The organism is Streptomyces sp. NPDC046939 (assembly GCF_040644575.1).
Classification (GTDB): Bacteria; Actinomycetota; Actinomycetes; order Streptomycetales; family Streptomycetaceae; genus Streptomyces.
Genome location: NZ_JBEYWV010000008.1, coordinates 186,025 through 209,107, shown reverse-complemented (window position 1 = coordinate 209,107; position 23,083 = coordinate 186,025). Strand labels below are relative to the sequence as shown.

Annotated in this window: 25 protein-coding genes and 5 tRNA genes; 26 read left to right on the top strand and 4 right to left on the bottom strand. The window is 61.4% G+C overall.

Translation table 11 applies throughout. From position 1 onward, the window contains the following. Positions 1-324: 324 nt before the first annotated feature. Positions 325-546, bottom strand: coding sequence for a hypothetical protein (locus tag ABZ877_RS11785; RefSeq protein WP_361068229.1), 222 nt, complete (start codon positions 544-546; stop codon positions 325-327). Positions 547-816: 270 nt separating this feature from the next. Here ABZ877_RS11785 and ABZ877_RS11780 point away from each other — a divergent pair, with 270 nt between their 5' ends. Then, entirely contained in the window at positions 817-1,788 is a 972-nt protein-coding gene (locus ABZ877_RS11780; protein ID WP_361068226.1) for a hypothetical protein, read from the top strand. Here the strand turns inward: ABZ877_RS11780 and ABZ877_RS11775 are convergent. Then, positions 1,785-2,219: a hypothetical protein gene (locus tag ABZ877_RS11775; protein ID WP_361068223.1), complete on the bottom strand. Its 435-nt coding sequence runs from the start codon at positions 2,217-2,219 to the stop codon at positions 1,785-1,787. The two genes, ABZ877_RS11780 and ABZ877_RS11775, sit on opposite strands and share 4 nt — an antisense overlap. A 527-nt stretch (positions 2,220-2,746) precedes the next feature. On the opposite strand from ABZ877_RS11775, the gene ABZ877_RS11770 reads away from it, so the two are divergent. The 9 genes from ABZ877_RS11770 to ABZ877_RS11730 all read left to right on the top strand — a co-directional run bounded on the left by ABZ877_RS11770 (position 2,747) and on the right by ABZ877_RS11730 (position 7,594). Continuing rightward, entirely contained in the window at positions 2,747-3,094 is a 348-nt protein-coding gene (locus tag ABZ877_RS11770) for an HNH endonuclease signature motif containing protein (RefSeq protein ID WP_361068387.1), read from the top strand. Positions 3,095-3,161: 67 nt separating this feature from the next. Then, a tRNA-Leu gene (locus ABZ877_RS11765) sits at positions 3,162-3,232 on the top strand. 105 nt (positions 3,233-3,337) lie between these two features. Next, a tRNA-Asn gene (locus ABZ877_RS11760) sits at positions 3,338-3,409 on the top strand. 102 nt (positions 3,410-3,511) lie between these two features. Then, positions 3,512-3,584 (top strand) — tRNA-Lys (locus ABZ877_RS11755). Between the two features lie 65 nt (positions 3,585-3,649). Beyond that, positions 3,650-3,723 (top strand) — tRNA-Trp (locus ABZ877_RS11750). A gap of 138 nt (positions 3,724-3,861) precedes the next feature. Next, positions 3,862-3,937 (top strand) — tRNA-Pro (locus ABZ877_RS11745). A gap of 417 nt (positions 3,938-4,354) precedes the next feature. After that, on the top strand, positions 4,355-4,579 hold the full coding sequence (locus ABZ877_RS11740) for a hypothetical protein (RefSeq protein WP_361068219.1): 225 nt from the start codon (positions 4,355-4,357) through the stop codon (positions 4,577-4,579). 403 nt (positions 4,580-4,982) lie between these two features. After that, the gene (locus ABZ877_RS11735; RefSeq protein WP_361068216.1) at positions 4,983-6,161 is read left to right on the top strand and encodes a terminase TerL endonuclease subunit; all 1,179 of its coding nucleotides are present in this window, start codon (positions 4,983-4,985) and stop codon (positions 6,159-6,161) included. An 11-nt stretch (positions 6,162-6,172) separates the two neighbouring features. After that, complete coding sequence (locus tag ABZ877_RS11730) at positions 6,173-7,594, top strand: phage portal protein (RefSeq protein ID WP_361068213.1); 1,422 nt, start codon at positions 6,173-6,175, stop codon at positions 7,592-7,594. Here ABZ877_RS11730 and ABZ877_RS11725 read toward each other — a convergent pair. Continuing rightward, positions 7,591-7,803 carry a hypothetical protein gene (locus tag ABZ877_RS11725; RefSeq protein ID WP_361068210.1) on the bottom strand — a complete coding sequence of 71 codons (213 nt, stop codon included), beginning with the start codon at positions 7,801-7,803 and terminating at the stop codon, positions 7,591-7,593. The two genes, ABZ877_RS11730 and ABZ877_RS11725, sit on opposite strands and share 4 nt — an antisense overlap. Positions 7,804-7,878: 75 nt before the next feature. Between ABZ877_RS11725 and ABZ877_RS11720 the strand changes: the two genes are divergently transcribed. The 16 genes from ABZ877_RS11720 (at position 7,879) to ABZ877_RS11645 (ending at position 22,739) form a co-directional block, all read left to right on the top strand. Next, positions 7,879-8,433, top strand: a complete 555-nt coding sequence (locus tag ABZ877_RS11720) for a hypothetical protein (RefSeq protein WP_361068207.1) — start codon at positions 7,879-7,881, stop codon at positions 8,431-8,433. A 96-nt stretch (positions 8,434-8,529) separates the two neighbouring features. Next, positions 8,530-9,633, top strand: a complete 1,104-nt coding sequence (locus ABZ877_RS11715; protein WP_361068204.1) for a hypothetical protein — start codon at positions 8,530-8,532, stop codon at positions 9,631-9,633. 27 nt (positions 9,634-9,660) lie between these two features. After that, positions 9,661-10,245: a phage gp6-like head-tail connector protein gene (locus tag ABZ877_RS11710; protein ID WP_361068201.1), complete on the top strand. Its 585-nt coding sequence runs from the start codon at positions 9,661-9,663 to the stop codon at positions 10,243-10,245. Between the two features lie 8 nt (positions 10,246-10,253). Beyond that, positions 10,254-10,571 (top strand): hypothetical protein, encoded by a 318-nt coding sequence (locus tag ABZ877_RS11705; RefSeq protein WP_361068198.1) that lies wholly within the window; start codon positions 10,254-10,256, stop codon positions 10,569-10,571. Beyond that, positions 10,568-10,933 carry a hypothetical protein gene (locus ABZ877_RS11700; RefSeq protein WP_361068195.1) on the top strand — a complete coding sequence of 122 codons (366 nt, stop codon included), beginning with the start codon at positions 10,568-10,570 and terminating at the stop codon, positions 10,931-10,933. Before ABZ877_RS11705 ends, ABZ877_RS11700 begins: the two co-directional genes overlap by 4 nt. Continuing rightward, a complete protein-coding gene (locus ABZ877_RS11695; protein ID WP_361068192.1) occupies positions 10,930-11,316 on the top strand; it encodes a hypothetical protein in 387 nt (128 codons plus the stop codon). Before ABZ877_RS11700 ends, ABZ877_RS11695 begins: the two co-directional genes overlap by 4 nt. Before the next feature lie 63 nt (positions 11,317-11,379). After that, positions 11,380-11,973 (top strand): hypothetical protein, encoded by a 594-nt coding sequence (locus tag ABZ877_RS11690; RefSeq protein WP_361068189.1) that lies wholly within the window; start codon positions 11,380-11,382, stop codon positions 11,971-11,973. Between the two features lie 73 nt (positions 11,974-12,046). Continuing rightward, complete coding sequence (locus ABZ877_RS11685) at positions 12,047-12,355, top strand: hypothetical protein (protein ID WP_361068187.1); 309 nt, start codon at positions 12,047-12,049, stop codon at positions 12,353-12,355. Continuing rightward, positions 12,355-12,768 (top strand): hypothetical protein, encoded by a 414-nt coding sequence (locus ABZ877_RS11680; protein WP_361068184.1) that lies wholly within the window; start codon positions 12,355-12,357, stop codon positions 12,766-12,768. The genes ABZ877_RS11685 and ABZ877_RS11680 overlap by 1 nt, the downstream gene beginning before the upstream one ends. A gap of 9 nt (positions 12,769-12,777) precedes the next feature. Beyond that, the gene (locus ABZ877_RS11675) at positions 12,778-17,373 is read left to right on the top strand and encodes a hypothetical protein (RefSeq protein WP_361068181.1); all 4,596 of its coding nucleotides are present in this window, start codon (positions 12,778-12,780) and stop codon (positions 17,371-17,373) included. Positions 17,374-17,385: 12 nt separating this feature from the next. Next, positions 17,386-18,384, top strand: a complete 999-nt coding sequence (locus ABZ877_RS11670) for a phage tail family protein (RefSeq protein WP_361068178.1) — start codon at positions 17,386-17,388, stop codon at positions 18,382-18,384. A gap of 8 nt (positions 18,385-18,392) precedes the next feature. Beyond that, positions 18,393-19,631 carry a hypothetical protein gene (locus ABZ877_RS11665; RefSeq protein WP_361068175.1) on the top strand — a complete coding sequence of 413 codons (1,239 nt, stop codon included), beginning with the start codon at positions 18,393-18,395 and terminating at the stop codon, positions 19,629-19,631. Between the two features lie 4 nt (positions 19,632-19,635). Next, the gene (locus ABZ877_RS11660; protein ID WP_361068172.1) at positions 19,636-20,694 is read left to right on the top strand and encodes a hypothetical protein; all 1,059 of its coding nucleotides are present in this window, start codon (positions 19,636-19,638) and stop codon (positions 20,692-20,694) included. A 110-nt stretch (positions 20,695-20,804) separates the two neighbouring features. Beyond that, complete coding sequence (locus ABZ877_RS11655; RefSeq protein ID WP_361068169.1) at positions 20,805-21,236, top strand: glycerophosphodiester phosphodiesterase; 432 nt, start codon at positions 20,805-20,807, stop codon at positions 21,234-21,236. Positions 21,237-21,598: 362 nt separating this feature from the next. Continuing rightward, complete coding sequence (locus ABZ877_RS11650; RefSeq protein ID WP_361068166.1) at positions 21,599-22,495, top strand: peptidoglycan-binding protein; 897 nt, start codon at positions 21,599-21,601, stop codon at positions 22,493-22,495. 10 nt (positions 22,496-22,505) lie between these two features. Beyond that, complete coding sequence (locus ABZ877_RS11645; RefSeq protein WP_361068163.1) at positions 22,506-22,739, top strand: hypothetical protein; 234 nt, start codon at positions 22,506-22,508, stop codon at positions 22,737-22,739. A gap of 103 nt (positions 22,740-22,842) precedes the next feature. Here the strand turns inward: ABZ877_RS11645 and ABZ877_RS11640 are convergent, their stop codons facing one another. After that, positions 22,843-23,079: a hypothetical protein gene (locus tag ABZ877_RS11640; RefSeq protein WP_361068160.1), complete on the bottom strand. Its 237-nt coding sequence runs from the start codon at positions 23,077-23,079 to the stop codon at positions 22,843-22,845. Positions 23,080-23,083 lie beyond the last annotated feature (4 nt).

The window sequence follows — 23,083 nt, the reverse complement described above, 5'->3', positions numbered from 1 at the left end:
GGTCCAGCTCAAGCCTTTTGAGGGCCGAGTAATCCTCATCCTGCATGGCGTCTGACTCTGTGACGAGGTAGTACACCCCCGCCACATCCGTAGACACACGCAGGATTCTCAGACCATCTGAGACATGCGTTTCGACCCGGTGAATGACTCTGGCCCCGGCCAGAGCCGTTCGGGCAGCCTCTCTAGTCCGCCACCCCTTTGCGGCAATACCCCCAGCAACAACCCTGCCCCTGCTCACTTGCCCCCCTGTGCCACCGGATCAGGCGCGCTCTGACCGCGCCCAGTGTGTAACCAACCCCCCGAAGACCTAGCGCCCGCTAGCCCTCATCCCCACTGCGTATCCATGGGGGCGGCAGGCTCCGCCCCGCGATCGGTGGCAGGCAGCTCCACCACTACGCCCGCCGACTCGCCCGCACCCCAGTTGGGGTCACTCGGCCGCGCCGGGGTACTGCCCAGCAGTCCCAGCGCAAGCGCCCCAAGGGCGGCGGCGCCCAGTGCCTTGGTGATCCGTTTCCGGATAGTGCGCTTCTGCTCCATCGTCGTCAACCTCGTTTCCATGCTCAACTGACACCGTGTGAAGAGACCGGAACTTCTACCTCCACAGCCAGCGTCCCCACCCTTTGCAGGTTGCCAGTCCAGCGGGCTGGCAGGGTTCGACTGTACCCCTACGTTCGTACGGGTGTACGAGTCGAGTCGTCACCGTCTGTGAGCCGATGCCCCGGCCCTCGTGGTACAGATCAAGTCATGCGCGGTGCTTCGCGGGCAAGAAAATGAGGGTGTGCATGTGTCTGATGCACAGATGTGGAGGTGGTAAAAGTGGACGAAACGGGATCTTCTTCTGCGTACGACGGGTGGAACCTGTCGAGCGACGCTCGCGCGCTCACACGCCGGGCTCTCAACGGCCACCTTCTCAAGGGCGACGAGCCCGGCGCCCAAGAGCTGATCGAACGAGGTGTCCTCGTCTACGAGCCGTGGAACCAGCGCTACACCGTCGTATCCCTGTGGCAGCTTCAGCGGCGCGTGCACGCCGAGCAGCGAGCCCGCGTTTCAGACCTGCTCCACGAACAGGCGACCGCTGACCGGTTCTTCGAGGACATGACTCGCATCGAGATGGAGCAGGTCCCCGGAGTCCGGTACGCGGAGAACTTCGCCGAGGCACAGAGCGCCTTGCAGGCCGCGCTTGCCGAGGCCACAACGGTCATTCGCACGGCGCACCCCATAACGCGCACCGCAGAGTCCCTGAAGGTCTCCCTGTCGCTCGACATCCCTCGCCTGAAGCAGGGCATTGGCCTCAAGACCCTCTACCCGGACAGCGCGCGAAGCCGTGCACCAGAGCAGAACTACGCCAAGACCGTCAGTGAGCACGGCGCCGAAGTGCGCACCCTGGCGGGCGAGTTCATTCGGTGCATCATCATTGACGATGCGCTCGCAGTCATCTCGGACTACCGCACGCTGCCGGCCGACCGGAGCACCGCATGGCTTGTGACCCACCCCGGCATCCTGGCCTTTGTCACTCAGGTTTTCGAGTCCCAGTGGGCACTAGCGGCCCCATGGACGGGCGACCGCGCTCGCTCCGTCGACAACGGGACGATCACAACGGCTCGTACGCGCGAGATCCTGAGGCGGTTCTCACGGGATCAGACCATTAGACAGATCGCATCAGGCATGGGCCTCAGCGTGGCCACTATCAACGCCGAGATTGCCAGCTTGTATGAGCAGACCGGGACGGGCTCCCACTTCGCCCTAGGGGCTTGGTGGGCCCGATCAGAGGAACAGAAACTCGTTTAGTCCGCCCTCGCGAACAGTTCCGCGTTCTGGTCCCGAGGGACTTCCTCGGGCCAGCGGATCACGAAATCCCCGTCCTGCTCTGCATCCCAGGGTTCCCACTTAAACCCGTGGACAGCATGAAGCGACAGGACTTCCCCGGCCCGAATGTGATTGAGGAAGGTCCGAAGGGCAAGTTGCCCCCGATTCGACAGCTCCATGCCGAGCCGCTGACGGACAAGGGCCCGCAATCCGATGTACGCCTCGGAATCCTTCAGCTTCGAACTAGCAGGATGCCGGGACAAATCCCAGGGCAGGACCGCTGAGACATCTCTACGCGCTGCCTGGACATATTTGCCCATCAGATTGAAACGCAGCGTTACAGCCTGCCGACTAACACCAAACATCTTGCCGATATCACTATGGGAGTAACCGGCCGCTTCGAGTTGCAGCAACTCATGATCACTCTCAGGGAGCTGTTGAGGTCTCCCACGGCGGGGTTCAGTCATCATCATTGCCCCTTAATCGGCTTGTCGACGGGCTCGGCTCAATCAGCAACCTCCAGCGGTAGGCGCGGAGAGTGCCCTTAGCTTATCGACACACCCTTGCCCACCAGTGACGTTCCAGCACCGCTGTGATCCACGTCACACCTGCACCTCGGTCAGTCCGCAAGGGACCAACAGGACACGTACATACTTAGTGAGAAGTAAGGAAAACTCACTCGGTTCCCAGTAACTCAGTTACTACCGTCAGTAGTGCATCTCAGTTGACAAAGCCGGACTTCAACGCCCGGTTGCTGACCTCGTGCACCATACTTCCCCCTCTGTCGAGTCTCCCTGTCGGCCCTGCCCAGGTAGAGAGCCAGAGGCGGAGGGTGGCCCCGGCGCCAGACTAGAAGCCTCCGGGGCCACCACCAACCCTCTGAGATCACGAGTGGTGAAGACTCTGACCCGGCATTCGAACGCACGAACGATTAGGGGTGATGCTCGTGCCTAGAGCTGCGAGCATCTGCCTCGTAAGTGGCTGCCCAAGGCGAACCGTGCGCTCGGGACGTTGTATTGACCACGCCCCGCCCGAACGGGCCTGGTCACGAACGAGTGCAAGAAACCAGAACAGGGATGCTGCACGGCGCCTTTGGGACCGGCAGGTGAGGCCGCGAGCCCTGGCGCGCGACTGCTTCGCCTGTGTCCGCTGCGGGGCGCGTGAGGGCTTGGAAATCGATCACGTCGTACCCATCGCCAAGGGCGGTACCTGGACGCTCGACAACGCGCAGACCCTTTGCCGGCCATGCCACGCAGACAAGACCGCAAAGGAACGGCGGCAGCAGTAACGGCCCCTATCTCGTGGGGTAGCTCCCCTGTCTCTGAAACTCGCCCTGATCAGGTGACGGAGGAGACGGGCGTTTAGTGCAGTGGCCTAGCACTCCGGAGGAGATCCGGCGACATGGGTTCGAATCCCATAACGCCCCAAACATTTTGGAGCTGGGAAGCATGCGCGGTCCGGGACCAGCGGTGACGCCGCGTAAGAGTTCCAGTGGGGGCATGCAGGGTACGGCGTGGTTTCCGTGCCCCTATGACGTGTAGCTCAATGGCAGAGCAGGGCACTGTTAATGCTCGGGTTGCTGGTTCGAGTCCAGCCATGTCAGCAAGGGAACGAGGTAGCCCGCTGGGTAGCGGAGCACGGCTAACGCCCGTGTGGTTGGCCTCCGGGGGTTCGAGTCCCCGCCTAATTCCTTGGCCATCTCTTCGGTTCTGTAGCTCAGTTGGTAGAGCAGGGGACTCTTAATCCCTGGGTCGTAGGTTCGAGTCCTGCCGGAACCACAGAGCAAGAGACATATGTAGGGCATGCACTCCCTTGGCGCTGTGAGACAGCGGCTCTCTTGCAATGGGACGTAGCTCAAAAGGAAGAGCGCTCGGTCTCCAAAACCGAGAGACGTTGGCTCAAGTCCAACCGGCCCAGCAACGCCCGTACTTCGCGCCTTGACCGGCGCGACGACCGGGCTAGGGGAAGCTCACGAGAGAGCCCCGCCCTAGTACCCGGAGCTAGTCACTCCGTTGGGAACCGGCGGCGGGCCGGTGCAAGTCCGGTGCCCCGCATCTGGCTATAGCTCAGTCGGTAGAGCGCTCGCTTTGGGAGCGAGAGGCCGCAGGTTCGAGACCTGCTAGCTAGACCACCACCAGGCCCCCGGGAGGGGCCTTCGTTATTGATGTCGCAGCAGGAGTGATGCACAGATGCACGAGGGCCAGGACGAGCCCGAGGGCCCTCGCTTGAGGACCCCTGACCAGCCCAACCGCGCACAACTCAAGGCAGGTTGGCGCCAAGACGCGCTCTTCGAGCTTGAGGACCTGGCGGACCTCGTGGGCCTCGACCTCTCGGGGGTGCGGCTCCCATGACACGAGGGCCTGCACCTAAGGAGAACGCTCAGCGCCGCAACGTGCACCCAAACGCACAGAGGTTGCCGGCGGAGCCCCAACCCGGGCGCGAGCTGCCCAAGGGCCTTGGCATCAACACCCCCGGAGCTAAGCGCTTTTGGCGGACGTGGAGCACTTCCCCGCAGACGGCTGCATGGACAGAGACCGACTGGGCTGAGTTGGAGCTGACCACGAAGTTGGTCGATGGCCTCTTCCTCGGTGACCTCAAGTTGGCAGGCGAAATCCGGCAGCGAGTCGCCAAGTGGGGCGCCACGGTCGAGGACAGGGCGAGATTGCGCATGACTTTCGAGAAGCCGGGCGATGACGAGCCCGCGGGCGCCGCTGAGGCGCCGAGAGAACTGGATATGGACGAGGAGCTTTACAACCTGCTGAACGGCTCCTAGATAGGCGGTGATCCTTGCAGACAGGAAATCTGCCCGCAGGGGTCCCGAAGCCCAGTGAGACGCTGGGCTACCAGATCATTCGATGGGCCCAGAAATTCATTGTTCAGCCGGATGGAGACAGGGCCGGTGAGCCCTGGCAATTCACCCCCGAGCAGTTGAGGTTTGTGCTGTGGTTCTACAGCATCCGACCTGATGGGGGGTGGGCCTACTCAGCCGCAACGCTCCGACGAGCGAAGGGCTGGGGCTTAGCAAGACTCCACTTCTGGCGGCTCTCGCCATTGTCGAGTTCCTAGGCCCCTGTAGGTTCTCCCACTTTGACGCGCTCGGCCTTCCAGTTGGCAAGCCTGTCCCCCTGCCTGTCGTCCAGATTGGCGCCACAGCGCTCGATCAGACAGAACAGACCATGGACATGATCCGAGGAATGCTCTCGGAGTCCCCTGCCGAAGCGGTATACGGCCTGGACATCGGAAAAATGGTCGTCCAGTTCAAGTCTGGGAAGCCTGGAAGCATCAAGCCAAAGGCGACTGCGGGCCGCACAAATGAAGGCAACCGCCCATCGTTTTGTTTGATGGACGAATGCCATCACTGGGTGGGCTCGACGGGGGGACCGGACTTCTTTCAGACGTTGAAGCGCAATATCGAAAAGACCACGAAGGCGGGTTCCCGCTGGGTCTCTACGACGAACGCTTACAACCCGAACGAGGACAGCGTTGCCCAGATCATTCACGAGTCGGAGATGGTCGCTCAGGGCTATTGGCTCTATGACTGCCTAGAGGGCTCCATTGCCCTTGAGGACATTCGAGACCCTGCCGCAGTGCGAGCGGCCCTCGTAGAAGCGTACGGGGACGCCAGTTGGGCCGATATCGAGGGCCTGACCCGCACCATCCTCTACGACCGTACGACTCCCGACAGCACGTATTGCCGCTTCTTCTTCAACCAGATAGCCGAGTCTTCAGACGGCTGGATGAGTAAGACCGAGTGGGACGCCTGCTTTGAGGAAGACGACCCCATCATGCCAGGCGACCAAATAGCCATCGGCTTTGACGGGTCAATCCGGGGAGACGCAACGGGCCTTGTCGGCGTCCGCCTCCGTGACGCCAAGCTATTTGTCCTCGGCGTATGGGAGCGCCCAGAGAACGCGCATGATGACTGGGAAGTCGACGTTCTCGCCGTGGAGGCTGCGGTTGTCCGCGCCTTCAAGGAGTACCGCGTTGAATGGCTGTACGCCGATCCGCCGTACTGGCAAGAGGCCATTGGGCGTTGGGCAATTGAACATGGCGAGGACTACGTCTTTGAGTTCTGGACCAACAAACCAACTCGAATGACTCAGGCCGTGGAGCGTTTCCGTACCGCCGCAATGGTCAATGACCTGAAGCACGACGGAGACCCCCGCCTTACCCGTCACGTGCTCAATGCCGTGACCCGGGAAGTGCCTCAGGGGCTTCTCATTCAGAAGGATTCTCCGCGCTCTAAGCGCAAGATCGACCTAGCCGTATGCGCAGTACTCGCCTTGGAGGCACGCGCCGATGCCATCGCTGATGGACGTCTCAAGATTCGCAGGAGCCGCGTAGTGGGCTTCTAAGGAGGCCCTTTATGATCGTTCCGCCAGGAGGCCATACCGCTTTCATCGGTAAGCCGGAGAATCCTGAGCAGTGGCTCATGTACCTGTATGGAAAGGTACCGGGCCCAATGCACCCCTCACAGGCGTACAGCGCTTATTACGAGGGAGAGCAGCAGAAGCTAGCGTTCTCGCAGATGCGGTATAAGGCTGCTTTCGCCAGTGTCTTCGAGCAGTGGCGAGACAACTTCTGCGGCACGATCATCGACGCCACAAACGAGCGTCTGCACATCGATAGCTTCCGCATTCCTGGCGGGGACGATGGAAAAGACGCACGTTCCTTCTGGCAGCGCTCCTGTATGGATGCCTACTCGACCTCGGTGCACCTTGAGTCTTTGATCACGGGTAACGCGTATGTCGTCGTGTGGGCTGACGCTGATGGTGAGCCGACCATCACGCCTGTCCCTGGCAACCGTATGGCTGTCAGCTACAAGCCAGGGTCGCTCTGGGAGCTTGAGGCAGCAGCTCGGTTCGAGATGGACGCCTGGGGCCGGCAACAGGTCACGCTCTGGACCGAGGAGTACGTCTACGAGGTCGCTTACGGCACGACCGAATGGGACCAAGGCGTACGGCAGACGAACCCGCTGAAGCGTGTTCCCGTCGTGCCGTTCGAGAACCGTTCTCGACTTGGCATGGAGCCCGTATCTGATCTGGCAAATTGTGTCCCGATTCAGGACGCGATCAACAAGATCACCATGGACGCTCTCACCGCTTCTGAAGCGGCAGCGTATCCGCAAAGGTACGCCACAGGTATCGAGATCCAAGAGGACGAGAACGGAAAGCCAAGAGCGCCGTTCGATGTCGGCCTAGACAAGCTTCTTCAGGCCGAGGACCCGCAAGCCGCATTCGGCGCCTTCCCTTCGGCCGACCTCAAGAACTATGTGGTTTTGGTCGATATGCTCGTGCAGCATCTCGCCACCGTTTCGCGGGTTCCGAGTCATTACTTCCTGGTCAACTCCAGCAACACGCCTTCCGGCGAAGCGATCATCTCGGCTGAGGCCGGACTTGTCGCCAAGGTCCGTGAGCGCATGCTTCATTTCGGCGAAGCATGGGAGCGAGTCATCAGGCTTTGTTTCGCGGTTAAGAACGACAAGCGTCAAAACGCCTTCGAAATGGAGACGCGTTGGCGCGATCCCGAGTACCGCACTGAAGCGCAGCACATTGACGCGCTTCTCAAGCTGAAGCAGCTCGACGTGCCCCTTGAGTTCTTGTGGCACGAGGCCGGGTTCTCAGCAGCCGAGATATCCGACTTCCGCGAAATGCGGAAGCAGGACGCGAAGGCTCAGGCCGAGGTACAGAAGCTCATGCCGCAGCCTCAGGCGCAGCCCCCTGCGGCAACCAAACCCCCTCAGGGCAACGCGGGCAACGCGAACCGCAAGATCCACGAACCTGCCTAAGCGGCGCTGTACTCGTGGGCGCGACCACCGCGCCAGGAGACCCACATCGGGTCATCAAGGAAGCTCTCTGCGTCCTCCAGACCAGCGCGCCGCAGGAACTCGACAACATCGGCGTCACTGTGCGCCAGGCCGAGGATCTGCCCTCGCGCGGTGACGCGTCGGCCCCCACTCGGGGACGGCGGATGAACGGTTATCGGTGCCCTCTCCATACACCCACCTTGCCTCGCAAGGTCTCAGCACGCACGACGAGCCGAAATGGCTGGTCCCTCCGAAATGGAGCACGTATGACGACTCAGAACGCTGGTGCCGGCGACAAGCAGACGCCCGAGGGCAATCCTCCGGTGACTCCCCCTGTCACACCTCCGGTCACACCCCCTGCCTCTCCCACGCTGGAAGAGGTCATTGCGGATCGAGACCGCTGGAAGGCGCTGAGCAAGACCAACGAGAAGCGTTGGAACGACAGCAGCGCCGAGCTTCAGCAGCTCCAGGCGGCGCAGGAGGCTGCGCTTGAGACAGCTCGGACCGAGGGCCGGACGTCCGCCCTTGGAGAGGTCTCCAACGAGCTGGTCACTGCTGAACTTCAGCTCCAGGCCCTCAGAGCCGGTGCCAGCCTCCCTGACCTGAAGTTCCTCGACCTGGGCCGTTTCACGGGCGACGACAAGCGCCCCGACTCCGACGCGGTCAAGGCGTTCGTTGAGTCCCTGCCCCCCACGGCTTCCTCCGGAACGGAGTTCCCGCACCTCGCGGGAGCCGGTCACAACCGCGACAGCAGCGGCAAGTTTGCCAGTACCAACCCCACGGAACTTGCCGATTACATCGCAGGCGGAACGTTTCTCTAAGTCTCCCCCTCTACCGCTTAGCCCTCAGTAGAGGGGTTTTTGGCAGCCTCAACGGCGTGCGATTAAGCCCCCCTCGGGGGCTTTTTTCATGCCCCCTTGGAGGCTGCATTGCCAACACAGCACCACTTTAATCTTGACCCTAAGCAAGTCACCATTGCCGCGCTCGGCATCCTGGACCGTCAGCTCACCCTTGGGGGCATCCCGGCCCGATACAGCGAGCTGAATTTCACTGGCGGAATCGGTGACGTAATCAACGTCAACCGAGAGTCCAGGGGTATTCCGGTTCAGGAGTCGGGTATCTCGACTCCGATCAAGAACCCGATCACTGGTGACAAGAACGTCTTTGCGGCTGCGTCGGATCGGCCTCTGCCGGACACTGACCGTCGAGCCCCAAATGGCTACATCAATGAAACCCGGTTCCCGGTTCAGCTCACCACGCTCGCCCAGAACGCCACGGCGCTCGGTATGGAGCAGGTTGCTTTCGACCTCCGCCAGTTCGGCGCCCAGGTACTCACGAAGCTCACGAGGGGTTTCGCTGAGTATTTCGATGACACGGTTGCCGCGTTCATCAAGGCCAATATCACCCGGTCTGGCCTGACTGCCGCTCAGGCGAAGGTGCTTGGCGGTGACGTCGCAGTCACAATTCCGCAGGCGGATGGTACGGGCGAGAACATGTCTGCGCGTGCTCTCGCAATTCGTGCCGCACTGGTCGACGCGCGGAAGAATATGAATGTTGCTCAGGTTCCGACCTCTGAGCGCTACCTCATCGCCGGTCCTGAGGTTGAGGCAATCCTTCTGAAGGACCCGGAATTTGTGGCGTTTGATTACAGCGGCGACACCAACGCCCTTCGGCGTGCGACTGTCGGCCGTATCTACGGTTTCGACATCGTGATCCACAACAGTTTCGGTCTGGAGATGTACCTCTTCCACAAGAGCGCCATGCTCATTGCGTCTGCCTGCCCGTCGCTGCCGATGGGTGCCGTCACCGGCAGCATCCAGAACGTGAACGGAATCGCTACCCGCATGCTGGTTGATTACAACTACAACCAGAAGTCGGACACCATCGGGCTCGACACGATGTATGGCCTCACCACCATTAAGGAAGACCCGGACTACAACGTCCGAGGGACCGTGATCGGTGAGAAGTTTGTTAGGGGCCTGAAAATTTCCATCACGGAGAGCGCCCCCTCTGGTGGCTGATCTCCCCTGTTCGTTTAGGGAGTTCGAATGCCGCTAGCAACTGCTGAGGACGTGGCTGCCCGTATCGGGCGGCCCGTCCTTGCGGACGAGCAGCCCCGCATTAACGCCTTCCTCAGGGATGTCACTGGTCTCATAGAGGACTACTGCGGCCGAGACATGGCCAGGCGGACGAACCAGCTCATCACCCTGTACGCCGAGGGCGGGTGTGTCCTCACTGTCCCGGCTCGGTATCAGACCTTCCTCACCGTTGCCGGCGTTCTCGAGGACGGCCAGGAGGTCACCGGCTGGACATTCAACGGCCGCGAACTGATCCGTGAGGCCGGATGGGGCGAATCCGCGGTGACCCTGACGGCCTCTTGGGGCTATGAGGTTGTCCCTGACTCCATCACTGCCCTGGCTTGCTCCGAGGTCATCCGCTGGCTTGCCCTCACTCCTGGGGTCGGCAGGGAGCGAGTGGGGGAGGTCGAGGTTGAGTTCTCCGCGCCCAGCTCGGCGCAGACGCTCTCTCCTGCCACTCGTACCAGTCTCACGCCCTACAGGCGGAGCCGTCTGGGATCTCTCACTCTGCGCAGGGAGGGCCCTTCTCTGTCTGTCAGGGGGTGGCCCGCCTAGTGCTCTTCATGACAGACCCAGTGGAGGTCTGGCGAGCCCCCACGACATCGAGCGCGTACACCACGCGCCCCGACTGGGACCAGGCCGCGAAGGTCTGGGAAGGCTTCGCCTCAGTCCAGCCCGATGCGTCGTACGAGTCCTTCTCCCCCGCGCGGGACCAGTCCAGTGAGCGCCTTACTGCCTTCCTCCCCTACTCCGCCCTCGTCTCCTCGGGGGACCGGGTGAAGTGCAACGGCTTCATGTACGAGGTCGACGGCGAGCCCGAGGTGTGGGGCTTCACCTCCCGCAAGCACCTGAAGCTCTCCCTCTGGAGGGCTGTGCGATGACCGGTAAGAGCGCCCGCACCAAGTTCGTCCTGCATCGCGGCTGGGAACGTCAGGTCCTCATGTTGCCCGGCACCAGGGAGGCGCTTGAGCTGGCCGTGAAGAGGATCGACGCGTACGCCAAGGGCGATGCACCACGGCGGCCTAGCCGCCGAACCGCCTGGAACAGCATCCGGAATCAGATCGATTCCGTGGTCTACATGGACAAGTCCGGGTGGTACGGCGGCATCGTCATTGAGACTCACCCCCGAGCACGTCACGCCCTGTTGCAAGAGCGCGGCTTCACGACTCCTCGGGGCCACAGGGTGAAGGGCCGTCACTGGCTCAAGGGCGCCCTTCTGAAAGCGAGGGTCGGCACACGATGAGACTCGATCCCATTGAGTTCCTGGTCACCTACCTCGGAGCCCAGAAGGACATCCCTGCGGGCTCCGTCCTGGGTGACCTCAACAATCACGTCACCGGCGAGACAGCCGTCTACCTGGAACACATGGGTGGCTACCGGGTTGTGCGGGATCGTATGGACCGTGTTGACGTCGAGTACGCCGCCTACTCCATGGACCGCAAGGAAGCTGTAGACCTCGCGCTTCTCGTAAGAGAGAAGCTGCTTGAGGGTCTTCCTAACACGTCGGTTGGTGACGCTCTCGTTCTGGACGTTGAGGAGATCGACTCCCCGAAGTACGACCCCGACGACAGCTCACGAGAGCACGTCTATTGCGGTCAGGTGGCCGTGTTCTACACCGAAGCCTGACCCAACCCAACTCCCCCTCTCAGCCCCCTCCCTGGGGGCTTTTTCATGCGCTCAGGAGGCCCTATGGCCAACGATCCAAAGAAGATCCGGTTTGCGCCGAACGGCGCCATCTACGTTGCCCCTATTTCTGAGGGGCTGGTTGTTCCGAAGGATCTCGGGACGGTCGATACGGCGCCCGCGGGCTACAAGGCTCTTGGCTACGTCGATGAAGGCGGTGTCACTCTGACGCCTTCCATTGAGACGCAGCCTGTCAACGCGTGGCAGTCCGCAACTCCCGTTCTTTACAACGTTACTTCGGCTAGCTTCTCCGTGAAGGCGACCCTCCAGGAGACGAGCGAGATCACCACAGAGCTTTTCTGGGGCGCCCAGTGGGTTGAGATCATGTCGAATGATCCAACTCCTGTGGGTACTGGCGTTTTCCGGCTCGACCTTGCTTCCACTCCTGACCTCAAGGAGTTCAGCATCGTTGTCGACTGGAACCAGAACGCCATCCGGAACCGAGTGGTCATCCCCCGGGCCATGATTTCGGACCGTGGCGCTATCCAGCTCAGCCGGACCGAAAACGGAAAGTTCGAGCTGACGATGGAGGCCCTGGACTCAGCCGGCACCCTCGGGTCCGTTTTCACCAACGACGACATCATTTCCGCTGCTCCGTAGCAGAAACGATCCTCCTGAGCTGGGGCAGGACGCCTTCCCCAGCGCCTCTCTCACCCACCCCAAGGAGTCACCAATGCCCGAAGACAAGAAGCCCGCCCAGAAGAAGGCCAGCACGAAGAAGAAGGTTGCTGCGGCCGAGGCTGAGGCCAAGGGCACTTTTGCCAAGTTCGAGCACCGAGGGCTTGAGTTCAAGATTCCACACCCAAGGAACTTTCCCCTTGAAGTCCTGATGACGGATGACGAGCTGGTTGCCACTCAGCTCATTCTTGGCGAGGACCAGTGGGCGGCCTACATGGCCACCCGGCCTGACATCGAGGACTTCGGTGAGCTTTCCGTCAAGATGTCCGAGGCTCACGGGCGGGATGACGACTCGGGAAACTAATGGCGGTCGTTCGCGTCATTCAGGAGTTTCCCGACGAACTTGAGGCTGACCTCCTTGAGTTCTTCGACGTTGACCTCCTGGACCTGTGGCGCGGACGGCTATCCCTCCGCCGTATCGGCGTGCTTATCAACTCCCTGGTGGCAAAGCCGGGACGCTCAACTCTGCTTATGGCCATGGACCATCGGGCCAACTGGGCTGAGTCGGATTACATGCTTGCTCGCGTGAGTGACGCGCTTGAGCTTTCGAATTACCTCTTCCTCAAGGCGAACGTCGATGAAGACGACGCACGAGCCCTTGAGCTTCCTCCCCCGATCACACGGCCCGGAGATCCGGAGCCGCAGCCCGAGCAACAGCCCGAGTTCAGCGATGCACGCGAACTCACGGAGTTCTTTGGGCGGCTGAATAGCGCCTAAGGAGGCCCCATGGCTGAGGGTCGCGGACCAATCAAGGTCGGTACCGGCTACGTCGAGATAGTCCCCAAGATCCTTCAGAAGGACGTGCAGGAGCTTCGGGCGAAGGTCTCCTCCGAGCTGGGCAAGATCGGCGTCACTGCCGCCAAGGAAATGAACAAGGCAGTGAAGGAGGGCCTTTCGGGGCTTCCGAAGGAGGCCGCCAAGCAGGCGAAGAAGGCCAAGGAAGCCGTTGAGGCCGAGGCCGTTGACTCGGCCAAAGCTCTGAAGAAGATCGAAAAGCAGCTTACGCGCGAGTTTGGCGAGGAAGCAGCTAAGCGGTTCAAGGAGTACCGCAAGGCCGAGGAGAAGAAGCAGCGGCTCTTGGCGGAGACCTCCTCTGAGACCAGGCGGGCACTCAGGGAAACGGTCCGCCAGGAGGAGACCGCTGCACGGCAGCGGCAGACGGCGGCTGAGCGCCTGGAGCGCGACCGTCAACGGCTCCAGCTCCAGACGCAGCGGGAGCACGACCGCTTGGAGCGGGAGAAGACCAAGCAGGCTGAGAGGCAGGCCCGGCTTCAGGTCCAGGCCCAGCGCGAGGCTCTGCGGCAGCAGATAGCCGCCCAGCGCGAGGCAGTACGACAGCAGGTTGCGGCTCTCCGGGAGCAGGCCGCAGCACAGCGGGCGACGCTTCAGGACGGCATTGCTGATCAGCAGCGCCGCATGGTGCAACTCCGCGACCAGATTCGGGATATCAACCGGAACATCAACACGACCAACACGACCACTCAGTCTTACTTCGCGAAGACTGGTCAGAGTCTCCGGAAAATGGGCACGTGGTTCGATCAGGTCGGGCAGTCCATCAATGAGGCTGCGAACATCCTGAACACCCGCTTCCTGATGCCGTTGGCGGGTGCCGGCGCCGCGCTGACGGCCATCGGCGTGGAGAGCGCGGATAAGCGCCTTCTCGGTCAGCTCGGCCTTTCGGCTGCTGGCGTCTCTAAGTCAGTTTCAGCGGGCCAGATGTCCGCAATTCAGAATTACGCGATCGATACTCCGTTCAGCATCGACGTGATGCACGAGTATCAGATGAAGCTCATTCGCTCCGTCGCTGGCTCTGACAAGGACTGGTACAGCAAGAACGCAGGAACTCGGACGAGGGCCGCCAACGGCGCGGCCGAGAAGACCACAGACCTCATTATGGCCATTGGCGACTCAATGGCACGAGCGGGAAACCTAGCGCCCGATCAATTCCGCCGCGCCATGTACGCAATGGACATGATCATGGACATGGACCGGGCGCCGACGAAGAACGTCAAGCAACTTGCGGCGGCCTCCGGTATGCCCGCCTCGGAACTTGCTCAGCTTCTCGGATTCCCCAGCGCTCAGAAGATGTGGAAGGTCGTGGGTACGCCTGCGGCTAAGGGCGGGGGCGTTAGCGGAACCCAGATCATGAACGCCATGCTCAACTACTGGAATCCCGATAAGTACAAGGGATCTCAGAAGGGTGATGGCTCGGTTGGGTCCGCCGCGAAGATGACTTCTGAGACGATCACCGGTCGACTTCAGCAGATGAAGGAACGAGCGTCCTTCGAGCTGGGCAATCTGTTCGTCAAGGAAGGCAAGGGCGGTCAGTACGAGTACACCGCTCTTGGCGAGAAGCTCATGGGCAAGAAGGTCCCCGTCTACACAGAGGACCGCTTCGGTAATCGCAATGTGACGGGTTACCGCACTGAGGGAGGAATCCTCAATCAGGTAACCGACATGGCCGGGAAGTGGGCCCCCAAGGTTGACGATTTCCTCGGAAAGTTTCTCGACGGGGCATCGCACTTCATCAGCGTCTTGGACTCTGCTGCCGACTGGATCGAGGAGTCCGGGCTCGCTGATCTGGCGGGCCCGATAGCGGATTTCCTCATCAAGTGGGGCCCTCTGATCCTGGCCGTGGGTCTCCTGTCCAAGGTGCTGGGCAAGGCTGTGGGGTTGGTCGGCAGGCTCTTCCAGCCTGCGGCTGCCCTCGTCCGTGGAGGTGTTCGCACCTACGAGGGACAGAGGGACATCCGCAGTCAGCGGCGGGCAGCTCGTGACGCTCGCAGGGATGCACGGGACAACGGGGAAAGCCGCCGTGACGTGCGCCGGGCAGGCCGTGACGCCTACCGACAGCAGCGCACCACCCTCCGGCAGGGAGACGACCGTTCAACCGGTCGCCGCCTGGTCGACGGCCTTCTAGGCCGGGACTCCCGCCAGGAGGACGGACAGCGCCAGATCCGGGCCCTTGAGGACCAGATCCGGGAGGCACGTGACGAAGCAACTCGACTCCGCGACGAGCTGCGGGAGACCAACCGCGAGTCCATGCGCCAGATCGCTCAAGCCCTCGCCGGCAACGGCAACGGGTCCGTACAGGGCGCCGCGACCCAGGCGTCTCAGGCGGTCAACTCGGTCCAGACGCAGGCTCGACAGGCCAACTCGACTTCCCTGAACCAGCTCCGCCAAGAAGTCGAGAAGACCCACAAGGCCGCTCAGGATCTCGTGACCGAGCTGGGCAAGGCCAAGCGCGATGTCAACGCGCTCGACGGCCAGAACCTCAATAAGGTCACGACCGAGTTCGATCAGCTCCGGAGCGCCGCTGAGGCGGCAGGCAGGCAGATCACGTCTGACAACACCCGTGTGGGCAACCTCGACGGCAAAGACGTCAAGGGTGTCACCGGCTCCATAAACGGCCTCAAGGACGCTGCGAAGAGGGCAGCGGACCAGATCGGCGACGGCGCTATGTCGTCCTCGACCTCAGGCCGCACCGCGAACCTGAACAAGCGTCGCCTGACTGACCTGATCAACGAGTTCAAGAAGCTGACGAATGCCGCTGACGGTGCGTACGACAAGGTCGGGCAAGGCACGGGAGCGGGCTCTCTGGCTGGCCGTATAGGGCTGCTGAACAACCGGAGCCTGAAGGACATCACCAAGCGGGTTGACGACCTCCGAAAGGCCCTGAACAAGGCTAAGGACGAGGGCGATGGGCTGGACGATGCCCTTGGCCGGATCGGCAAGCAGTCGCCTGGTGGCGGTGGCTCAGGCAGCGGCGGAAAGAAGAGCAAGAAGCGAGCCCGCGGTGGCGTCATGCGCACGTCCGACGTGGGCGCTGTCATGCCGGGCTATGCCCCGTGGGTCGACTCCATCCCGGCGATTCTGTCGCCCGGTGAGTCGGTCCTTCGCCCAGAGGTCACCAACGCCATTGGTGAGGAGCGGATCAACTCGTGGAACGCTCTGGCTATCCGTGGCCAGATCAGCCGACATGCGCGAGGGTCCGGGGGCAAGTTCAACCTCCAGGACATTAAGGATCTCCAGGCCCTTCAGGATATTCGCCCTATCGGCACAGCGATGCTCCAAACGATGGCAATGGACTCCACGTCTGACCCGCTCGGCGGAAGTACGCAGGGCGGCATATTGCGCACGGGCGATCACTCGGCCCGTGTAGGTGGGTCGGTCACATCAAACCGCATGCAGGGAATGTACGACTGGATCACCCATGATGTGTATTCGCTGCTGAAGAAGGTACCCACGGGAATCGGTCAGCTAGCCGGTATTCTCGGCGGAACCCTGAGCCCGATTGTGAGTGAGTACTTCTGGCAGGACGTCTGGCAGGGGCACGGAAACATTGTCGAGCGAGGTAAGCGCTACTTCAGCGACATGTGGTCGGTGAAAACCCTCGAAAAGATGTGGGACAACCTCCTAGGAGGAGTCACCGACTCTGCGGGCGCTATCTGGGACACCGTAACCAATCCGATCGACACGTTTTCCGGCGCATTCAGCGATGTCACCGAGGTTGTCACGGGAAGCTACAACAACCTCATTGGCATGGTCCAGACGGTGAAGGATGTCATTCAAGCTCCCGACGAATACGCGGGCCGAGTGGCAGGGGAATACCTAGCCAACGCGAAAGAAGCAATGCCCAACCTCGACGGGCTCTTTGACTTCTCGGACGGCGAGAGGGTCAATTCCACCTCGTCAGCGGCAGCGAAGAAACTCTTCGAGGGCTACAGCGGACCCATCAAGGGCGTTGGCGGGGCTAAGAAGTGGAAGAACGTGGCCATGCATGCCATGACCATGAACGGCATGCCCGCATCCGCGCTCCCCACAGTTCTGCACCGAATCAACCTGGAGTCGGGCGGTAACCCGCTAGCGGTCAACCGGACCGATATCAACTGGAAGAACGGAACTCCATCAGTCGGGCTGCTTCAGGTAATCGGTCCCACCTTTGCTCGTTACGCCGGGCCTTTCAGGGGGACACAGCCCCAGATGTACGGGGTCTCTGTGGAGCCGCTAGCCAACATCTATTCCGGCTTGAACTACGCCAAGAATCGCTACGGCTCTCGGTGGCAGTCGGTTCTAGCCGGAAACACCGGATACGCCACTGGAACTCTTTCCGCCTCGCCTGGCCTAGCCATGGTGGGTGAGAAGGGTCGGGAGCTTGTCGCCTTCAACGGCGGTGAACGCGTGTTCAACAACAGGGAGACCGAAGGGCTCCTGAACGGAAAGAAGTACGAAATCCATGTGCACGAGGCTCGGACAGAGCCAACGCCTCAGGCCGTGCTAAGGGCCTTGCGGACGGCGGAGGCCCTTTACACCACCCTGTAAAGGAGGCTCCCATTGCCGATTCCCGTTGGGGCCCGGTCCGCTGCTCCGAACACCCTTGCACTGGCACCGCCCGTACCGGTCGCCTGGAGCAGGACCAGCGTTTCCATAACTGGCAACAGCGGTCAGGGGGAGGAAATCCCCCTGACCGTCCTCAATGGCGGTCAGTGGCCCTCGGCCATCATGCAGCCGGGAGCTACCGGGCTAGACATGCCGCCCTTCGGGCTCTTCTCAGATGACTCCCCGAATCTCGACGGCTCGATTTACCGATCTGCCCGTGCCACTGCACGAGAGGTCATGATTCCGGTCTATCTGTACGGAGTTGACCGCCAGACCATCAACGCGCTGAAGCGAAAGTTCTTTCAGGCCCTCAATCCGAAGCGCGGTTACTGCGTACTCAAGTTCACCGAGGGCGGCGCGAGCGTCGCACGCAAGTTGAACGCGTACTACAAGGGCGGAATGGAGGGTGCCGAAGGCGAGGCCGCGGGCTTCTGCTGGGCAAAGTACGGCCTCACATTCACCGCTATGGACCCCTGGTTCTATGCCGACCAGTGGGAGAGCACTCGTTGGGCCTTCGGGACCGGTGACCCGCTACTCAGTAAAACTCGGGCGTTCCTCCCCTTGCGGCTCAGCAATGGCGTACTCGGCGGTGCCGGCGAGAGCCTGACCATCACGAACCCCGGCGACATCGAGGCATGGCCTATGTGGGTGCTGTACGGGCCCATTAAATCTTTCTCCCTAAGGGGACCCAAAGGAGACAGGATTTCCGCATCTCCGATACCAGACGGCACCGACCTCGTTCCCACGGGCCGAACCCTGACCATCGACACACGCCCGGGACAGAAGACCGTCAAGGACGATCAGGGAAAGAACTACTGGAGCAAGCTCGACACTAATCCGCAGTTCTGGTCTGTCGATCCAGGAGATTCCGAAGCAAAAGTATCCGTTGTCACCGGTTCGGGTAAGGCCGCTGTCCTCCTTACGTTCCAACCGAAGTACGCAAGTTTCGTCTAGGGGGATTCTTGGGTTACCGCGTCGAGGTTTTCGACAAGAGCCTGAAGCGAGTCGGTGAAATCGACCAATGGCTTTCTCTGGACTTCACCGTCCGCCTCTGCCAGGAAGGTGCCTGGCAGCTCCTCATTAAGGACGGCACGCCGCAGTCCGAACTCATCGAGAAGGGCGGAGGCATCGCCATATGGCGGGATGGCGTCAGCAAGCCGCTTCTCTCCGGTCAGGTTGACACCTATCAGAAGTACTGGACCAAGGTCCAGCACACCGGACCGGGGTCGCTCTACATAGCGGGCAAGTGCCATAACACCATGGCCTACCGTCGCCTTGCTTTTCTGGACCCGACCAAGCCTGTAGAGCAGCAGTACCAGGCCCGCATGCCCGGCCGGATAGTCCCGGGCAGCAGGGCTGGCAGCGCCATTTGGAGCGAACTCCGGAACAGTCTCGGCCCTTCCGCCCTAACGAATCGACAAGTGCCAGGGATCAACTTCGGCACGCAGCCGACAACCATAGGAATCCCTCTATCCGACAGTCTCCAGTTTGATTCCATAGGCTCCAAGATTGAGGAATGGTACGGCAAACGGGGTGCGGCCTACAGGTTCATTTACAACGCAGAGACGCAACAGATCGACCTAGAGATTTTCGCCCCGCGAGACCGCTCCAAAGAAGTCCGCTTCTCGCCCGAGCTGGGGAATCTGCGCGAGTACATTTGGACACTGAATGCTCCTAAGGTGACCAGGGTCATTGTCGGCTGTGCCGGCGAGAAGCTAGAGCGCTACTTCTACCAGAAGATTGACGCCGCCTCTGAGGCTGAATGGGGCGTTCAGATCGAGTCGTTCCTTGACCGTCGAGACATTCAGCTCAAGGTCGACAGGGCAACAGGGCTTCCCGTGAAAGCGGATTCGACCATGACGGCTGACGATCTGACGGCGGCCAAAGACGCCCTGACGGAGGCCGCCTCCGATGCCCTCACCGAGGGCGAGAAGAACGGCAACTTTCAGATTTATCCCATCGACACCGAGGCTTGTCAGTTCGGCCGTGATTACTACGTGGGCGACAAGGTGACCGTCGCTGTCGACGGTACCGAGTATTCCGATGTCGTGAGAGAGGTTGTCGTCTCAGTCGATGACGGCGGAAACACGCAGGACGTTTCGCCGAAGATCGGCGAACAAGGAACCGGCGACCCCTTGAACCTCTATAAGACCGTTTACGAGATGCAAAAGAAGCTGCGCAGGCTTGAGGCGAGGATGTGACGTATTGGCCGAAATCAGTTATCCGTTCACAGAGGACAACTCACGCGGCGGGACGCAGGTCGTATCCCAAACCCAATGGCAAGCTATGGCCGCCTCCTGGGCTCCCGACTCCATCGACTATCGCTTGCAAGTACCGGGTGAGACGCTTCCTTTTACGGCTACCGTTACAAACGGTCGGGACGTGCAAATATCCCCCGGCAACGCTTGGGTCTGTGGCTTCTACTATCAGAGCACTTCGCCCAAGACATTCACGATTGCGGTTAACTCGACGAGCTATGCACGCAAGGACCTTATCGTACTCCGCCTGGATATCGCGCAGAGTGCCGTGAATATGGCCCTCCGACAGGGGACGGCAGCGGCCTCGCCTACAGCTCCGTATCCCACCCGGTCCCGTAACGGGGTATGGGAAATGCCGCTCTACATAGTCGATGTGCCTGCACAGAACGGTGCACCCACCCTCGTCCTGTGCTCCACCTTCCGCGTGGGTCATCACGTCGCTGTGCCGTGGAACGCGGCGGACACCGCAAGCCTGATGGCGCAGAACGCTTTTATCGTGGACACCGATCACAACGATACTGGGGGCCAGGCCGAGGCTTATAAGGGCGTTGATGGCTACGTGCCAACGCGGCACCTTGGGAAGTCGCAGAAGTACGTGCCTTCCCTGGTCAACGTCGATACGAGCGTGCCTTTTCAGTGGCGGACTGGGCGCTGGCGCTGGCTTGGTCCGAATATCGTTTGGTTCCAGGTCACCATTGAGAACCCCTGGCGCGTAGGCTGGAAGACAAACGATAGTACGCGGCGTATGGGCATCGCCCTGCCGCAGGTCTGCAACTCAGGCGGGATACAGGTTATCCACGGATACCTGAGTAACCCCACCCAGGCCGATGGGTACCCCAACCTTGTGGCAATCACGGCCACGACGAGCCCCAAAACAACGACGCTCTACTTGCACTACCCAAATCCTACGACTCCTGCGGCGGGACTTGACGGCCTGACGCTTTTTCCCGGCACATCAACGCTGTCTCTGTCAGGGGTTTACGAGGCGAACTACTTCAACGAGTAGGAGGCCGTATGGCCCGTAATCGATTCGGCGGCACAGCCGCTGATGTGGCAGAGGACGCAGCAGGTGTCCGTGTCCCTCACGCGACTGGAACCGTCTGGGACGGTCCATCCATGGGGGCCACCCAGATAACGGATCTGCGATACACGGATGGCAGCCCCACAGACAGTCTCACAGCCGACGAGAACGGCATGATCCCGTCTTTCCTTGGCCCGGAGATGTCGCCGCCACACGAGCGTGTGTGGGTCGACTTCGGCGGTGCTCGCGTGGCACTCCTGGCTACCGATGTCGGGGAGCGGCTGAGCGCGCACGTGACCGCTGAAGACCCTCACGGAAGCCTTGAACGGGCCGCTAACGCAGTGTCCGCCCGCATGGGCGTCCCCGGAGGTCTGGCCCCCCTGAACGCAGACGGCGGAGTGAGCCTGACCAACGTTGTCTCTCCGCCGGCAGAGTCCGTGAGTAACGGCGGCGTCCTGTACGCCGAGGGTGGCGCTCTGAAGTGGAAGGGCTCGAACGGGACCGTCACCACCATTGCCGAAGCCTGACATCTAGCTCTTAGCCCTAGCGATCACTTACGAGTGGTCGCTTTTTTCATGCCCTCAGGGGGCCGAATGACCCTTTCTCAGTTCCTCTCTGTCTCGGGCCCTATAGCGACCTTTGCAGCCGCCCTAGTCGTAGTTCTGGCGAGCGGTCGGGCGAGCGCTGCGCGCGTATGGCGTGAAGAGGCAGAAGCCCAGAAGCAGCGGGCAGACCGCCTTTCCAGCGATCTCACCGAGATCAAGAACCGCCTTGCACGGATTGAGGCCGAGAACGCTCGGCTAATCCAGCTCCTTACTTCTCTCGACCCTATCCGGCTTGCCACTCTTCGGCTGCCCGCTAACCCCACGGAGGATTAATGGCAACTCCTATGACCGCCGATCAGTTCGTTGCAGCGCTCAAGGCCGAGGGCCTGAGCGTATATGAGCATCCTGGATGGCGGACCCATAACCGGAACCACAAGGGCTCTTGGGGACCAATGAATGGCGTCGTCATTCATCACACCGCAGGCTCCAATTCTCTGGGCGTGGTCTACGAGGGGACCCCGGATCTTCCGGGACCGCTCTGTCACTCTCACCTTGCCAAGTCGGGCAAGGTGACCATGGTTGCTAACGGACGTGCAAATCACGCCGGGACCTTCGCCCAGAACGCTCACGCGGCTGTTATTGCCGAGTCCAGCAAGCATCCTGCCCCGACCAGGTCCGAGCCTGTAGACGGCAATGCGCACTACTACGGCATTGAGATAGAGAATCTGGGCAACGGCAGGGACTTTTACCCGCAGGATCAGTACGACGCTGCGGTTAAGTGGGCCGCTGCAATCTGCCGCCATCACGGTTGGACCGCCAACTCTGTGATCGGCCACAAGGAGGGCACCACGCGGAAGATCGACCCTAAGGGGCCGGTTGGCTCCGCCAAGGGCGAAGCGTGGGACATGGACGATTTCCGCAAGGACGTAGCGGCTCAGCTCAAGAAGGCTCCGGGCAAGGGCTCGACCTCCCCGAGCAAGCCGCCCGCGAACAAGCCCGGCATTCCGGCGTTCCCCGGAACCTCCTACTTCCGCACGGGCGCCAAGAACGCGTTTGTGACGCAGCTCGGCAAGCAGCTCGTCAAGAAGGGCTTTGGCCGCTTCTACAAGCAGGGCCCAGGCCCTACCTGGACCGCCGTTGATCGCGCTGCGGTGAAGGCATTCCAGCTTGCCCACGCAGAACTCAAGGGTGACGCGGACGGCTACCCCGGTCCGCTCACGTGGAAGATGCTTTTTAGCTAAGGAGATCCTTATGACCAACTTCGTTTCGACGCACGGTGTGCGTATCTACTCCGTCCTCGCGGCCCTGGTGCCGGCTCTGGTCCTCGTGTGGCCAAAGATCCCGTGGGAAGCGCTCGTCACTGCGTCCGCTGGTCTGCTCGGTGTCGGTGTCCTGGCTGCGTCCCACGAGGATGCTAAGACGGCTTCGGCACTGACCAAGGACCCAGCAGGCGACCTGACTACCGATGACACCCGCTGGGGTTAGTCGTCGGAACTGGCTAGGTGCAGGGGTGCACCTGGGGTAGAGAGAGAAACAAAAAAGGCCCCCTCCCGTTTCCGGGAGGGGGCCTTTTTTGCGTTCACCGACGTTATCCCTTGTCGTTGGGGCTTTGGGTACTCGTGCAATCGCCCTCCGCAGCCTCCTCATGGAGGTCGCGGGTCATAACCGGAGTCCAGCCCGTGACCGGAAGGAACTGCGCGTTCTTTTCCTCGACCGCCGCCCTCGCAAGGAAGTTGGCCTCCGTGTAGTCAGACGCCTCCACAACCGCAACTGCCTTGGCGTGTGCGTGAAGCGTCACGCGATACCGCTTCTTCAAGTCGCTCACTGCT

Bases quoted from the DNA above. Each gene is read 5' to 3' on its own strand.
- ABZ877_RS11680 (WP_361068184.1), top strand. From the start codon at position 12,355: ATGGCGGTCGTTCGCGTCATTCAGGAGTTTCCCGACGAACTTGAGGCT.
- ABZ877_RS11710 (WP_361068201.1), top strand. From the start codon at position 9,661: ATGCCGCTAGCAACTGCTGAGGACGTGGCTGCCCGTATCGGGCGGCCC.
- ABZ877_RS11725 (WP_361068210.1), bottom strand. From the start codon at position 7,803: ATGGAGAGGGCACCGATAACCGTTCATCCGCCGTCCCCGAGTGGGGGC.
- ABZ877_RS11705 (WP_361068198.1), top strand. From the start codon at position 10,254: ATGACAGACCCAGTGGAGGTCTGGCGAGCCCCCACGACATCGAGCGCG.
- ABZ877_RS11700 (WP_361068195.1), top strand. From the start codon at position 10,568: ATGACCGGTAAGAGCGCCCGCACCAAGTTCGTCCTGCATCGCGGCTGG.
- ABZ877_RS11650 (WP_361068166.1), top strand. From the start codon at position 21,599: ATGACCGCCGATCAGTTCGTTGCAGCGCTCAAGGCCGAGGGCCTGAGC.
- ABZ877_RS11690 (WP_361068189.1), top strand. From the start codon at position 11,380: ATGGCCAACGATCCAAAGAAGATCCGGTTTGCGCCGAACGGCGCCATC.
- ABZ877_RS11655 (WP_361068169.1), top strand. From the start codon at position 20,805: ATGGGGGCCACCCAGATAACGGATCTGCGATACACGGATGGCAGCCCC.
- ABZ877_RS11720 (WP_361068207.1), top strand. From the start codon at position 7,879: ATGACGACTCAGAACGCTGGTGCCGGCGACAAGCAGACGCCCGAGGGC.
- ABZ877_RS11730 (WP_361068213.1), top strand. From the start codon at position 6,173: ATGATCGTTCCGCCAGGAGGCCATACCGCTTTCATCGGTAAGCCGGAG.
- ABZ877_RS11645 (WP_361068163.1), top strand. From the start codon at position 22,506: ATGACCAACTTCGTTTCGACGCACGGTGTGCGTATCTACTCCGTCCTC.
- ABZ877_RS11685 (WP_361068187.1), top strand. From the start codon at position 12,047: ATGCCCGAAGACAAGAAGCCCGCCCAGAAGAAGGCCAGCACGAAGAAG.
- ABZ877_RS11735 (WP_361068216.1), top strand. From the start codon at position 4,983: ATGGACATGATCCGAGGAATGCTCTCGGAGTCCCCTGCCGAAGCGGTA.
- ABZ877_RS11770 (WP_361068387.1), top strand. From the start codon at position 2,747: ATGCTCGTGCCTAGAGCTGCGAGCATCTGCCTCGTAAGTGGCTGCCCA.
- ABZ877_RS11675 (WP_361068181.1), top strand. From the start codon at position 12,778: ATGGCTGAGGGTCGCGGACCAATCAAGGTCGGTACCGGCTACGTCGAG.
- ABZ877_RS11695 (WP_361068192.1), top strand. From the start codon at position 10,930: ATGAGACTCGATCCCATTGAGTTCCTGGTCACCTACCTCGGAGCCCAG.